Origin of the sequence: Laceyella sacchari, from assembly GCF_004343255.1 — a bacterium.
GTDB lineage: Bacteria > Bacillota > Bacilli > Thermoactinomycetales > Thermoactinomycetaceae > Laceyella > Laceyella sacchari.
In genome coordinates this window covers 353,802-368,103 of sequence record NZ_SMDD01000001.1, presented here as the reverse complement: position 1 = coordinate 368,103, position 14,302 = coordinate 353,802, and the positions used below count along the sequence as shown (strand labels likewise).

At 53.6% G+C, this 14,302-nt stretch carries 13 protein-coding genes; 3 read left to right on the top strand and 10 right to left on the bottom strand.

Features of this window, described 5'->3' with window-relative positions:
- Positions 1-18 precede the first annotated feature (18 nt).
- On the bottom strand, positions 19-651 hold the full coding sequence (locus tag EDC32_RS01780) for a TetR/AcrR family transcriptional regulator (protein ID WP_132219792.1): 633 nt from the start codon (positions 649-651) through the stop codon (positions 19-21).
- 100 nt (positions 652-751) lie between these two features.
- On the opposite strand from EDC32_RS01780, the gene EDC32_RS01775 reads away from it, so the two are divergent.
- From EDC32_RS01775 to EDC32_RS01765, 3 genes are all read left to right on the top strand, one after another.
- Positions 752-1,363 (top strand): winged helix-turn-helix domain-containing protein, encoded by a 612-nt coding sequence (locus EDC32_RS01775; protein ID WP_425460152.1) that lies wholly within the window; start codon positions 752-754, stop codon positions 1,361-1,363.
- Positions 1,356-1,607: a hypothetical protein gene (locus EDC32_RS01770; RefSeq protein ID WP_132219790.1), complete on the top strand. Its 252-nt coding sequence runs from the start codon at positions 1,356-1,358 to the stop codon at positions 1,605-1,607. Before EDC32_RS01775 ends, EDC32_RS01770 begins: the two co-directional genes overlap by 8 nt.
- Positions 1,608-1,681: 74 nt before the next feature.
- Positions 1,682-2,278, top strand: a complete 597-nt coding sequence (locus EDC32_RS01765) for an ATP-dependent Clp protease proteolytic subunit (RefSeq protein ID WP_170176046.1) — start codon at positions 1,682-1,684, stop codon at positions 2,276-2,278.
- 89 nt (positions 2,279-2,367) lie between these two features.
- On the opposite strand, the gene EDC32_RS01760 is transcribed toward EDC32_RS01765, so the two are convergent.
- From EDC32_RS01760 to sbnA, 9 genes are all read right to left on the bottom strand, one after another.
- Entirely contained in the window at positions 2,368-3,219 is an 852-nt protein-coding gene (locus EDC32_RS01760; protein WP_132219788.1) for a ParB N-terminal domain-containing protein, read from the bottom strand.
- Positions 3,207-4,442, bottom strand: a complete 1,236-nt coding sequence (locus EDC32_RS01755) for a type III PLP-dependent enzyme (RefSeq protein ID WP_132220881.1) — start codon at positions 4,440-4,442, stop codon at positions 3,207-3,209. The genes EDC32_RS01760 and EDC32_RS01755 overlap by 13 nt, the downstream gene beginning before the upstream one ends.
- A gap of 29 nt (positions 4,443-4,471) precedes the next feature.
- Positions 4,472-5,236 (bottom strand): HpcH/HpaI aldolase family protein, encoded by a 765-nt coding sequence (locus tag EDC32_RS01750; RefSeq protein WP_132219787.1) that lies wholly within the window; start codon positions 5,234-5,236, stop codon positions 4,472-4,474.
- Positions 5,223-7,061 (bottom strand): IucA/IucC family protein, encoded by a 1,839-nt coding sequence (locus tag EDC32_RS01745; protein ID WP_132219786.1) that lies wholly within the window; start codon positions 7,059-7,061, stop codon positions 5,223-5,225. Before EDC32_RS01745 ends, EDC32_RS01750 begins: the two co-directional genes overlap by 14 nt.
- Positions 7,058-8,845, bottom strand: coding sequence for an IucA/IucC family protein (locus EDC32_RS01740; RefSeq protein ID WP_132219785.1), 1,788 nt, complete (start codon positions 8,843-8,845; stop codon positions 7,058-7,060). The genes EDC32_RS01745 and EDC32_RS01740 overlap by 4 nt, the downstream gene beginning before the upstream one ends.
- A 29-nt stretch (positions 8,846-8,874) precedes the next feature.
- Positions 8,875-10,119: an MFS transporter gene (locus EDC32_RS01735; RefSeq protein ID WP_158283185.1), complete on the bottom strand. Its 1,245-nt coding sequence runs from the start codon at positions 10,117-10,119 to the stop codon at positions 8,875-8,877.
- 4 nt (positions 10,120-10,123) lie between these two features.
- Positions 10,124-11,959, bottom strand: coding sequence for an IucA/IucC family protein (locus EDC32_RS01730; RefSeq protein WP_158283184.1), 1,836 nt, complete (start codon positions 11,957-11,959; stop codon positions 10,124-10,126).
- Positions 11,960-12,085: 126 nt separating this feature from the next.
- Positions 12,086-13,105 carry a 2,3-diaminopropionate biosynthesis protein SbnB gene (sbnB, locus tag EDC32_RS01725; protein ID WP_132219782.1) on the bottom strand — a complete coding sequence of 340 codons (1,020 nt, stop codon included), beginning with the start codon at positions 13,103-13,105 and terminating at the stop codon, positions 12,086-12,088.
- A gap of 30 nt (positions 13,106-13,135) precedes the next feature.
- A complete protein-coding gene (sbnA, locus tag EDC32_RS01720) occupies positions 13,136-14,122 on the bottom strand; it encodes a 2,3-diaminopropionate biosynthesis protein SbnA (protein WP_132219781.1) in 987 nt (328 codons plus the stop codon).
- Between the last annotated feature and the right edge of the window lie 180 nt (positions 14,123-14,302).

Here is a 14,302-nt window from a genome sequence, read left to right as displayed (position 1 = left end):
CGGTAGCGCTCTTTCCCTTTAGACAGATTCCACCGCCATCGCTTTCATCGCCAAATCGACAACCGCTTCGATCTGTTGCGGTGATGGGGCCTGTGGCTGAGTAGCAGGCGTAAACAGCCCATCAAGCAACACATACGTAAGTAAGGGACCGACGAACATCCGCGCCGCACTCTCAGCATCAGGAAATTGGGCCAAGCCCCGCTCCTGCGCTTGCCGCATCAAGCTAGAAACCCGCTTCAACATCTGCTCAGGTACCGTGGTTCGAAACAGTTGGCCCAATCGTGGAAACCGTGGGGATTCGGAAATGATTACCCGCACCAGCGCCAAATACTCAACCTGCATCAGACTGGTCACCACTGCTTCGGCGATCTGTTTCAATGCTTCCCGAAGTTGCGTACGATCCGCCAATGGCTCTGGCAGCGCAAAGAATCGCTCCTGCGCCAGATTTTGAATAAGTTGCTCTAACACATCGACGAGCAATGCCTCTTTGCCGTCATAATAACCGTATAGCGTCTGCTTAGAGACACCCGCTTCTCTGCTGACGGCATCCATGCTTGTGGCAGCAAAGCCTGACTCCAAAAACAGCTTTTTGGCCGCTTCACAAATCTGCTTTTTCTTTGCTTGGGCGCGCGGACTGAGTGGACGTTCCATGAGGCACCTCCAATCAAACTAGACTGTACAGTTTTATTATACAATAATTCCAAACATTGCACACATTTATCACAACATCCGCAACCGCATCATTGAGATGGTGGTCATTTTGAAACAACCAATTCGCGAAACCTATGTAGTTGAATCTCCTGAGCAAGCCTCCGCTCTGATGAACCCACTGCGAGCCGAAATCCTGTCTCATCTGAAGGAACCTGCATCCGCGACAGAGGTGGCAAAGCTTCTCCGCGAAACGCCACAACGCATCAATTATCACTTGAAAGCACTGGAAAAAGTCGGGTTGGTTCAACGCATGGGCACCCGGCAGGTGCGCAATTTGGTGGAAGTGCTTTATCAAAGCATAGCCCGCACCTTTATATTGTCCGAAGCATTGTCCTATGGAAAAAACACCCTAAAAAAAATGAAAGACCAAAGTTCCCTGCTTCATTTGATCCACACTTCGGAGCGCATCAAAAAAGATGCTTTGGCCTTGATGGAGCAAGTTGACCAAGATGAAACCGTCCCCAGCGCCTCCATGCACATGCAAGTCTATTTGCAAGACGAAGCGGAACGGCAACAGTTTGTGCAAGATTATGTGGAGCTGGTCAAGCAATTGATCAGCAAATACCAGACCAAAGCGTCGGGTTCCCACCCTTACCAAGTGTTGCTGGCGGTGTACCCCGACCTTGACCCCGGGAGTGATAAAAGTGAATAAAACACAGGAGCAAACATCTCCGCGCCAAGCGGAAGAAAAGAGTGACGCAACCATCGTTTGGGAATCTCGCGCAACCGGCACCAACGGGCAACAAGTCGTCCCCTTTCCTATCCAAAGAGAAGTGCTCCACGAAGAGCGAACCATTCGGCAAGCAGATGCTGTCGCTACCATCCGCATCATCTCTTCTGGGTTTGGGGGCGTGCATACTTCCGCCTCCCCCCGCGCGATGCTGTCCGCAGCTTAAAGCGCCATCGTACCGACAAACTCCGCATGGATATCATTCCATGCCATCCCCATGCTTAGAAAGGCGGGAAAATCATGCACATTCCATATGTGGTTGAACAGACGAATGTGGGAGAGCGGTCATATGACATTTATTCGCGGATGTTAAAAGACCGGATTGTATTCATCGGGTCAGTCATTGATGATGCATTGGCCAATACCGTCATTGCCCAATTGCTGTTTCTAGCCGCCGAAGACCCTGACAAAGACATCCACATGTATATCAACTCCCCCGGCGGTTCCGTCTCAGCCGGCCTCGCTATCTATGACACAATGCAATACATCAAACCGGATGTATCCACCATCGCTATCGGATTCGCCGCCTCAATGGGCTCAACCATTTTGGTCGGCGGGGCACCGGGGAAACGGATGGCTTTGCCTCACACCGAAATCATGATCCATCAGCCTTGGGTGCAACAAATTCAAGGGCCGGCGTCTGACATTGAAATTCGGGCCAAACACATCTTGCACAGTCGGACTGTGCTCAACGGAATTTATGCCGAGCGTTGCGGCAAGACACTTGAAGAAATCGAACGGGACACCGATCGCGACAACTACATGACCGCAGATGAAGCCTTGCAATATGGAATCATTGACAAAGTGATTCAACCAGGGAGCATGAAGTCGGTTTGATCCTGCACAACCAAAAAACCCTACGGCCACCTATGCCGCAGGGTTTTTCTCATCGTTGCCCTCAAAAGCCACATTGTTTCGTCCCGTCCTCAATTTGCGGACAGGATGGGAGCAACGTCACCAACCACATTTGGCGCCTGCCCAGCTTTCTCTCCCATCAACAATGCACTGGCAGAAGCCTCACAGAGATACACCTTCTCCGTGTAACAGCGCAAATGCGAACGCCAATGAGCCAAAGCATGCTCCCAAGCGCGTTGCGCAAACGGATCATCGGCCATGAGCGCAAGCGGAATGCATAAGTTCAGCAGGCGCCCTTCGATCAAGAAGCGGGTAACCCCGGCCGGATACACTTCTTTACGCATCACCGTTTTCATCACGTCTTTCAGATCACAGACGACATGCCGTATGCAAACCATCTTTTCATCTTGATGCACCCCTGTTCCGTAAGGCAAACGGATCACTTTAAACCGGCGGCTGTAGTTTTCCACCAAGCTTCGCCACAGGGACAAACGCTTCCCCGCCGCATTCTCACCCTCAGGCAACAACAGGGCATAAGGCTTGCGCTGGCGAATCAGCGTGACCACCACTTCCTCGTTGGCCGCTTCCGTTTCCGGCACGCATCGCACCTTGGCCTCGTTCATCCAGTCATCGAGCCACTCTCCGTCAGGTACCACATGATCCCATGCGGAAAGGGAAAGATGCTCCTGCCCGATGATTTGCACCGGTGCATAAACACAACCGAGACGGCGCAACGAAGCCAAGCGGTGTGCCCCGTCCAAGACCAGGTATCCCCCGTCCATCGGAGTGGCCAGAATAGGATGGCGCAGCATCCCTTCTTGGCGGATGCTGTCGCATGTCTTTTGTAACCGACCCGGTTCATGTGCTTCATGAAGATGCAAATCTTGGATAGGAATGCGCTCTAACGCGGCTATGATGTCCATGCTTCCCCCACCTTTCCCGTCACGCTCCACTTGTTCACTGACGGACGAACCCAGACATGAGCGGGATGGGGATGGCTGAGGAAATCGTGGTGGGAAATCGACCAACTATAAGCACCCGTATATTGAAATGCGATCCAATCCCCAATCCGGATGCGGCCCACTGGCACTTTTCTGGCCATCACATCTTTAGGCGTACACAATTGGCCTACCACCGTCACATCCACCGCTTCCCACTCCTTTCTGGCAAATGGGTATGCCCACTGCTCCACAGGCACGATCTCAAAGGGATGATTATGCTGCCAGGACGAAGGTAAACGGAAGTGATGCGTCCCCCCGCGGACGACAGCGTAACGTTCGCCATGGTTTTCTTTCAAATCCAGCACTTCAGTCACATAATAACCACAGGAAGCCGTCAAAAACCGCCCGCACTCAAACATCAACTTCCAATTTCCAGGCACTTCGCGCTCTACGAACTCTGCCAATAGCGACGCGAACAAAGACCAATCGAATTGCTCTTCCAACGCTTGGTAGTTGACCCCGATGCCGCCACCCACATTCAACCTCGTGATCTCCAGTCCGTATTCGCCTGCCCACTGTTTGGCCTTTTGCACATAGATGCGCAACAGGGAGATATGATTCGATTCATGCAAGTGATTGGAGATGGAATGGAAGTGGAACCCTTCCAGCCGCACATGCTTACACCGGGCCAACTGTTTCATGATCTCCGGCACTTCACGCTCATTGATCCCAAATTGGGTAGGGCGGCCAGCCATATGCAATGTGGCCGCGTCTGGAAACGGGCCCGCCAAGTTGATCCGTAATAAGATAGACACGGTCGCATCCATCTGTCCCGCCAGATGATCCAAACGCATCAGCTCATGCATGCTCTCCACATGGATCAACTTCACGCCAGCTTGTATCGCCTCCACCAACTCTGTGTCCGTCTTGCCCGGCCCGCCGAAGATGATTGGAATCTGGCCGTCCACTTGTCGTGCCTTTTTCACTTCACCAGCCGATGCTACTTCAAACCCCCGTACCAATGGCGCCAACTCCTCCAAAATAGGGCGTTCGGAATTGGCTTTCATCGCATAATACATCTCACATCGTTCAGGGAGTTGGGATACCACCCCGCTCACATGCGCCCGCAAACGATCCAAGTCATACACATACGCGCACACCGGTTGGCCGCTGGTCTCTTTCAGCTGCGTGAGAATCGCTTCCATCTGCTTATTCATTGCTTTTCCACCTGCACTTAATCAACATATTCACTGAGCTGCGCTTTCAAAGCCCGGTAAAAGATCCCACGGTCGTCGCCCACTACGAACACGCGAACCCCTTTGTCCCACCATCTCTGCCGGTCAGCCTTGTTCCTTGGTATGGCACCATACGGAACCCCGTGGTGAACGGCCCGTTCATGCAATGTCCGCAATGCTTCCTTCACCTCTGGATGCCGAGTTTGCCACGGCACTCCCAAAGAACCCGACAAATCAGCGGCCCCTTCCAGCACGAAGTCGATGCCTTCCACTGATAAGATCTCATCCAAGTGTTCCAAAGCTTCCTTGTCTTCAATCATTGGGACAAACATCACTTCCCGGTTGGCTCGCTCCATCACCTCACGCAGATCATCCGCGCCAAAGCGCGCATTTCTGCCTCCGTTCAAACTGCGCTTGCCTTTGGGCGTGTAGTAACAGGCTTCCATGGCCTCCATCAGTTCCGCCCGGTTTCTGACATGGGGAACAACCACCCCTTGGGCGCCAGCGTCAAGCACTTGCAGGATGACACCCGGCGAACGCTCAAGAACGCGTACCAACGGCGTAATCTCAAATACCTCCGCAGCGCGGATCATATGTTGAATCGTCTCCGGATTGGTCAAGGTATGCTCCATATCAATGATCACAAAATCATATCCAGCCGCTGCGATCATCTCCACAGTCAGCGGCGAAGGGTTGGAACAAAACAAACCGTACACGGGCTCGCCACGAGCGATTTTCTGTTTGGTGCGGTTAATGAATCGCATGGTTTTCCTCCTGTCGGCGAATGTCCGCCAATGGATTGGGCACAGCGTGGACACGCAATTCCGTGTCGGGATAAAGCCGTCTTTTGGTCAACTGCTCCACTTCAATCGTCTCTGTGTAAAGATCAAACAAGCGGTATCGCTCTGCTTGGTCAGGAAACGTCTGCATATACGCTTGAATGGTCTGGTGAACCAAGCTCCAGAACGTCTCCTCCGCCAACCCGTAATGCTTGTCCAGGAACAGCGCCAGCTCACCCAAGTTGATGAAGAAAAAGGCATCCAGCATAAAATCTCGTACCTGCAACACATCATCTGTTTCGATGAAAGAGTTGCGGTTGACGCGAGCATGGTATTCAGGGGTTCCCTGCAATGCGGGACACCGCTCGGGTTCGGTCAAATGCTGGCGCGAAAAGCGAAGGCCGTCATGGAAATCCTTTAAGGCCAACCGCTCCGGCATACCATCTTTTAAGACCAGCACCATGTTTTGCGCGTGGGATTCCATCGCAATTCCATGGGCATACAACAGATGAACCAACGGCAACACACTGGTGTGGAGAAGTTTTTTCACCCACGCTTCCAGTCCGGACTGCTGAATATAAATATCGATAAACGGTTTGCCGTCCACATCCAACGCCGTCAACGCGTTGAACGGAATAGCTCGTTCACCTGGAAGGAGTTTGGACTCCAAGCTCTCCCGCCAAATGCAACCGATCACACCATAAGTGTCAGCCTGCAACAATTCCGGCGCAGGTGGATGATAAGAGAGCCCCGCCACTTCCTTTAACAAAATCAAGCGGTGTTCATCTCGCAAATATGGATCTCTGCTGACAATCCCTTCCAGCCACAAGGAGATAGGCGCAGCGTTTTGCACCGTGTGTGGGGCCAAAATTCGCCCGGTGGAGGTGTTTACAATGCTAAGCGCCAACTTGACATATGGTTTCTCCGGATGCGTCCGGTTGGCCAGGGTGCGGATGGATTGTTGTGCCCCGTATTCTTCCGCCGATTCGCCCAAATACAGAATAGACCCGGCCGCAAGATAATCTTGAAGATGATGCACAATGTGCTTCTCCCATTGCCACGGATGCACCGGCACCATGATGTAATCCTCAGGTCGCCGCCCTTTGGCCCGGATCTGCGCCTGCATCTCTGCAAAACGCTCTTCTCCCACCTGCTCCATCATAAATTGGACTGGATCAGCCTCTCCAAATGACAGAAGCGCCTCCTCCCGCTTCACGGCCAACCACACCAGGCGGATGCCTTCTGCAAACTCCGGCCCGTACCGCATATTGTCATCAAAGTCAAATCCGATACGCGACTTATAGGACGGGTGATACGGGTGGCCATCCATAATCCGGTGTTCCAAGAGATTGTAATCCGATCCTGCCAAAGCCAACCCATCCCGATGTCGGACGAATTGGGCCACACTGTCCTTCAACCACGTCTGTTCCAATTCACGGATGAATTGCACCAGTTTGCTTTCGTCTACTTCTTTCAAGATCGGGCGCAAATCAAGCAAAAACTGGCGCAAGGAAACGGCTTCTGCTTCCTCTTCACCTAGACGGCGGCGCACAGAGCCAGAGGTCATGCGGATGCGCCCAAATGTTTTTGTCCGCACACCCCGGAACTGATAGCTTACCTCTTGCCCGTCTTTCTGCTTTGTCTCAATCACATATAACTGTTCTTCTCCTTGGAACCGTTCGCTACGGCAGGGAATCACCTTTTCATAGACCAGCGACTCCACCAGCTGCCGGAAGATGCGGCGGCGTACCTCAGTGGCTAGCGGCGATTGCAACGCTTCGTCCAACCAGGCATAGGATACATTTTTCATTTCGCCTTCACCTCGCTGTGCATGGGGTTGATCAAATCCAGATAAACGGCCGAGTCTGACCGGTTTTGGAACCGGCTGAGCAGATTCGCTTTGGCCCGAATAGCAGGCGCTCCCAACAATCGCTCCAGCACTTGGCGCATAAGCGAGGAAGCAACCGCTTTCTCCCGTTCCAGGCGATCGCGCACCACCGCCCATGCTTCTCGTTCACACCAGCGTCCATAGTACGCGATGACATGCAAAAGATGGCCCAAATGATTGGTGATCAGATAATATTGCAGTCGCTCCCATGCCTGCTCCCCGGAGTAGAGAACGGGGCTGTCTGGAGTGATCGCGCCATCGTAATACCCTTTGGCCTCAGCCAAGTCCCGGTTGATGCTGACCCCTTCCATATCCCGCACATAAAAATGATCGGGCCATCCCTGTTCCAAATGAAGTAATGAATTCTGCACGTGGGCTTCCAGGCTCACCCCTTCATTGGCAAACAGATCCAGCGCTGGAAGGAACACCACTTCCACATACTTTCTCAGCCAGGTTGCCAGATGCTCCGACGGGATCGTCCCTTCCGTCACTCCACCCGCCTGCCGAATCGCCTGCAAGAGTGGCGGTTCACTTTGGTTGGGCCAACATTCCAGCAGGGAAGCCACCACCAACGGCGTGCGCCCTTTGGCCAAATCAGGATTTTCCCGCAATAGCACATTGAAGCTGGCCGGTGAATACTCTCCGTCCAAGTCTGCCGGAGGGTGGAACCGGATCGCACCCGCCTCAGCCAATACGGACATGGACGCATGTGGCCACGCCTGGCGCAACACGGCCATCACGCGACTAGCATCAAGGGATCGCTTCACTTGTTCCGCCGTGTTTTCCCTCACAAAATGGGTGATACGCACATGAAGCGGCAATTTGAACGAATAAGGATAGCGGGCGCTCCACACCGTCCGCACTGACGAGGTAGGATACACCTCCGGCCCCAGCTGGCCTAAATCGATAATAAAACCTTGTTCCAGTCCCGTGCGCCAAGCTAAAAACCGCCGCACATACGCTGCCTGCCATGGATGCATCGGCAACAGACGGTAGCCCTCCGGAATGGCACGAGCGGTGCGCTCAGCCACATCCGGCGGCAAGATGGCCGCCTTGGCCGGAGCGATTTCCTCCGTCCACTCTTCATCGATCCAGTTCGGGTGGAGCGCAAAAAAGTGCAACGGAAAAGACGCTTGCAATTCCGGGGAGAATCGCCGCAAATCTTCCATACTGAACCCTTCTGAGCTTTTGGGCGTGGGGTGAAAAGGATGTCCGCTCAACAGGCGCTGTTCCATCCATTTCAGCCTTTCTTCCGGGTGCAATTCCCACCCGTCCCGCACCCCATGTGCCAACGCGTGTTCAAGATAGAGAGCCGTTTTTTCGATGCTGTTTTGAATTTGAGCCAACAGTTCGTCAACAGGCTCCGCCTCATCCTCTCCGGCCAGCTCCTCCACCAACCAAGTGATTAATTGGGTGGCGGATGGTACGGGAGTCACGCGCTGATCTGCGTCCGCAATCCAAAACTGCTTCCCATACCGGTGGTGGCCAAACACCGATGAATATGTAACGATTCCCAACAATTTCCCCAGCCGTTTCGGCAGAGGCAAACTCAGCCACGTCGCCCCCGGCTCCTGTGCGTCCATCCAACGAACAAGTGCGTCATCGCTCTCAGCGAAAAGGGACGCATCGCCCCGTTCCCGGATGAAGGCGTTCAAAATGCGTTCCACTGTTTGATGTTCTGCAATCTGATACAGATTTGGTTCCATCTCCGTCTACCTTTCTATTGATGATGCGATCAGCTTACCTGATCATTGCGCGATACAAAGGGCAGATGGAAAGTCCGGTCCGAGTTTGTCGGCCTGCCGCTTGCAACGGCGCACGCGCCCAACACGAACAGGCTTCCCATACAAAAAAGCACCGTCGGCAATGATAGAAATCCGGTTAGTCCGGCACCGGCCAAAGAGCCCATAACCTGCCCTCCGACCAAGCAGCTGTTCGTCAATCCGATGTTCATCCCTTGGTCTTGGCGGCGGGATGAACGGCTCACTTGAAAATACACAGAAGGAAGCAGTGCCGCAAAGCAGAGCCCCTGTACCATTCTGAGTGGGATCAACCAGACCGCAGATGTGGGTAACAGTTGGAGCCAAATGCTGATCCCGCAACCCAACGCAGCGACAAAAAAGTTGAGCCGCACCGGTTTGTGATCGTTTTGTTTCCCCCACCACGGTGAGGCTACCATCGTCGCCAACCACATCACCGCCTGCAACACGCCCACCCATGTCGCGGCGCGCTCCCCTCCATCGGTCATGCTTTGCACATAAGGCGCAAAGATCACCGTCAAACCGTAAATGCCCGATTGCACGCAAATCCCGGCCACAATAAAGGCTCGCGTTTCTTTCTTCTGCACAAGCGATCGCAATGCGGAGAAGAGAGGGAGACGTGGTTCCGCTTGACTGGCGGTGGAAGCGCCCTTGCTCTCGTGCAAGAGCCAAGCCGCTACCAGAGCGCTGACACCTGTCAAAGCCGCCATCGCTACAAACAGGGTGCGATAACCGAACGTATCGGCCAGAATCCCTCCCAACAGCGGGCCCAAAAAGGAGCCAGCCGCGGTCGCCCCCTGCAAGCTTCCCAGCGTTTTCCCGTTTTTTCCTTGCGGCGCCTCCGCACTGGCAAAAGCCGCCGAAGCGTCCACTACGCCGCCAAACGCTCCTTGCAACAGCCGACATAAAAAGAGTTGCAAAGGTGTCTGCGCAAACCCCATGAGCAGAAGACTGAAAGCCAGTCCCATCAAAGCCCGAACCACCATCATTTTGCGGCCGATCCGATCGCCGATCCGCCCCCAAAGCGGGGAGAAGATAAACATGGTCAGCGCCGGCGCCGCCAAGCATAGCCCCATCCAGCCATGCTGGGCGCCGGTTTGTCCACCTAGTTCTCCCAGATAAAAGGGGAGCAGGGGCACCATCACCGTCAAGCCAGCGGTGGAGATGAACTGTCCGGTCCACAACGTGACAAAGTTGCGCTTCCAGGCAAGTCCGTTCATCCCATCACCCCTCCCACCGCAATGGGTTGGCAATGCTTCCTTGGCCTGACGGCATACTTCCGCCGCCGGTGCCCTTCCGGCGCAACAGGGGAGCGATAATCTCCTTGACCGGCCAATGTTCGGCTTCCAACAACACCTCAGCCATCTCCGTCATCACCCCGGCCGGCGCTTCCTGTTTGATAGCCCGCTCCAATTCCTGCCGGATCATGAGCCACCCTTCATCCTCAGACAGCCATCCGCACGCGGCGAATGCCTGCAGGATCGACGCCAGATTTACTTGGATGCCTAACGTCTGCAAATAGGATAAAAAGTCGGCCGCTGTACCCAGGATCAGCGTGTTTCGCGTGTTGGGTTTCACCGTGTATGGAACAGGCGGCAGGCCGGCGCGCTCCATCCATTCGGGATAGACGCGTACCGTATCATGATCCCGCAACAACAGTTGCTTAAGCTGTCCCTGTTCAAACAGGAACACGACATTTTGTCCGTGCATCTCCGGCAAGATGCCCACCTTGGCAAACCACACTGCACGCCCGATAAACGCTTGACAAATGTCACGGAACAAGGCTCGTCCGTCCGTCTCCTGCCGTTGGCGCAATAAATGCTCGATCAGAGGAGCCTCTCTCCGCTCCGTAAATACCGCAAGTGCAGACATCGGACAAACCACATCCGCTTCCAGCATCGTTTGCGGATATCGCCGCACCAAACAGCCGAGATGACCCGGCTTGTCAGCAAACGGATCTTCACCGGGGGCGGTGTATGCCACCCAGCTTTCCTCATCGCAGACAGCGATGGAAGGAGTCGCTTGCGCCTCGCCCGCGCAAAGCCGCTCCACCATTTTCTGCCCTTTCACCCCGTTTTCCAAATAGCGCGGCGGCATGATCCGAATGGCACCCAACGCATACACACCTAACGGCACTTTGACGTGCACAGTCGGATTGTGTAGCGGAATCAAGCTACGCACCGAAGAACTCGGCGTAAACTGCCCCAGTCCGGACGCCACTGGAATGATAACCTGCTCCGCCAGCTCCTGTTCAAACACGCGAGGAAGCACATGCTTCATCTGCCAAGGGTGAACAGGCATCAGACAATAATCCGTGGGTGACAAGCCTTTCGCTTGGAGGGAACGAAGCAAACGCTCTTGATCCTCACCGGACAACAGCTCAGTGTAAAGCGGGGATTTTCCTCTATCCCCCCAGCGCACCCGATCGTTGCGAACAGCGACCCAGTCCAATCCGAACACCTGACCAAACTCCGACCCATACAGGGAATAATCGTCTTTGTCCCACCCGTTTTTCACTCGGGAAGTAGGGTGGAAAGGGCGATCCCGCAAAGAAGCGTAACGTTCAGACTCCCGCAAGCTCACGACACCCCTCGTGATCTCCAGTGCCGTCGAAGCTTGTGAAGAAAGGATGGTCTGCTCAACTGCCAATTTCAACTCGTCACAAAATCCAGCCAGATTGGGGAAGGGACCAGCCTCCGCCTCCTCGGCCAACAACCGCACGTATTCATCCATTTCTAGCGGGCGAAACCTGGTTTCCCCTTCTTCCGCCCCCGCCAACAGAATCGGGGGACGGCTGAAACGGTAAGATTGAAAACGGCTGTCTGGAATTACGCGAAAATGCAAGGTTCGGCCATCCCGAAGCGGAAACGCAAGCAAACTCTCCGCTTCAGCTAAAGTCATACCCGTCTGAGCCAGTAATTCCTGTGGATCGCGAAGTAGCATGCTTCGACTCCTCATCCCCATGAAATCCTCATAGATCAGGGCATTTACCAAGTCGGTAAACACTTGTTCCTCGGCATCGGCTTTTTGTGTAGCATGGGGGTTATCTGAAAGCTTCATTGCCTCTACGTCCTTTCCCGTCCAATCATGTTGTCGTTTCGTTTGCTCTCCTAAAAACATCCCCGGTCGCGTTCAAATCCACTCGTCAACCGGGGAAACGGCGAGAAATCTCTCTTTGATGAGCGTCTAGTAAAGGCTCAATTTGGTACCGATCTGCTTTTTGACTGCCTCACGATAAATTTGTTCCGCGCAGGCGATATCCTCAATGGCCATCCCCATCGGATTGAGCAGGATGATCTCATCGTCGCGCTCCCGTCCGGGTTTTCTCCCCACCACGATTTCACCCAATTCTGCATGCAACTGCTCACGCGAGAAGCGCCCTTCCAACACGAGCTGATTGATCACTTTTTTCTCGCGATTGCTTTGCTCCCAATCGTCCACAACCACTTTGTCCGCTTGCAAATATACTTCTTTATGCACATCCATGATGGAGACGTTGCTGATAAACGCCCCTTTTTGAATCCAAGCGTACGGAATATAAGGCTTGTCCGCCACAGTACAAGTAATTACTACTTCCCCTTGCTTAACCGCCGCTTCTACCGTGTCGCAACATTCGACTTCCACTTCCGGGGCTTTCTGCCGAATCGCCTTGGACAATTTCACCGCGGCCTCTGGGAATACATCATAAAGATGGATGGTTTTGATTTGGGGGAACTGTTCGATCATCGAGAACAATTGCATTTTTGCGATAACACCGCATCCAATGCTCGTCACATGGGTAAAGCCTGGCTTGGCCAAATGTTTGGAAGCGACCACTGTCACAGCCGCCGTTCTCATCCCGCTGATCAGGCTTCCTTCCATCACAGCGACGGGGTAGTTGGTTTCGGGATCATTGAGAATCACCAACGCACTGGCCCGTTCCAAGCCCCGTTTTTTGGGGTTGTCGTGCTTGCTTCCGACCCACTTCAACCCTGAAATGCCCGGATTTCCGATGTGCGCCGGCATAGCGATGATGCGGTCGGCGATATGCCCATCCGCGCCCTGCGAGCGAAGATATGGCTTTAGCGGTTGCACAAAGTTCTTTTCCGCATGCAGGGTGAGCGCCCGTTCAATCGCCGCTACATACAGATTGGAATGATCTCCGCCCAGCTCCACAATGTCTCGCTTGGACAGATACAGCAGTTCAGGTTGTTGCGTTTGTGTCATGTTGAAACACCTCTTATGTTTATGATTGGTTTAAGTAGTTGGCAAACGGTCTACCCAGTCCTCGTCATACACCATGTCCAGATACCGGTCTCCCCGGTCGGGCAAAATTGTACAGATGCGAAATGGTTTGGGTACAGTGGGAATCAACTTCTTGATCGCGGCGATTACCGAACCAGAAGATCCCCCTGCAAAAATCCCTTCATGGTACAACAAGTCCCGGCACCCCTCGACCGACTCCCGGTCATTGACATGGATCACATCGTCAATTTCTTCCCTGACCAGGATCTCGGGAACACGACTGGAGCCGATACCCGGTAACTCGCGGCGCTTGGGTGGTGTACCGAAGATGACAGAACCAACTGCGTCCACGGCGATCACTTTGACATCGGGATACGTTTCTCTCAGCCGTCTAGCGCACCCCAAGATGCTGCCGCTCGTACTCACCGCCGCAATCAGGCAGTCCGGCGCTTGAGGCAGCTGTTTTGCCATCTCGCTCCCCGTTCCATAATAATGAGCCTGCCAATTCCGCTCATTGGCATACTGATTCATCCATACTGCATTCGGAATACTATGTAACAACTCTTGCACGCGACGAATTCGCGTCTTGAGATAACCGCCCTGATCATCAGCTTCTGTCACCATCTCGATCTTGGCGCCCAACTGACTTAAGATTTTGAGATTGCTTGGCGCCGTTTTGGGATCGACGACACAAGTAAATGGCAAACCGTACACGCGAGCCACCATCGCGATTGCCACACCCAGATTGCCGGAACTACTTTCGATGATGTGCGAATCGGCGGTGATGGTGCCGTCGCGCAACCCTTGTTCAATCATGAAGCGGGCGGGACGGTCTTTCATACTACCTCCCGGGTTCATGTATTCCAGTTTGGCAAATACCTCCACACCGGTTCCCGCAAACAACCGCCGCAAACTAACCAACGGCGTATTCCCCACGCACTCGATGATTGACGAAGGGAGAGCCTTGTTCTCATCCTGTTTATGGATGGAGACGGGCATGTGTCTCACCCTTTCTGAGATGATAATGATTTTCAATAACAATACTAAATGATAATCATTATCAGGTCAATCCATTTCGTAAGAATTAATTGCATTATTTTATATTCCTGGCAACAACCCGCTTGGCGCCGCTTTCTAAAATGCTTCTTTCAACAAATTCCTGATAAAAGGCGACCTATA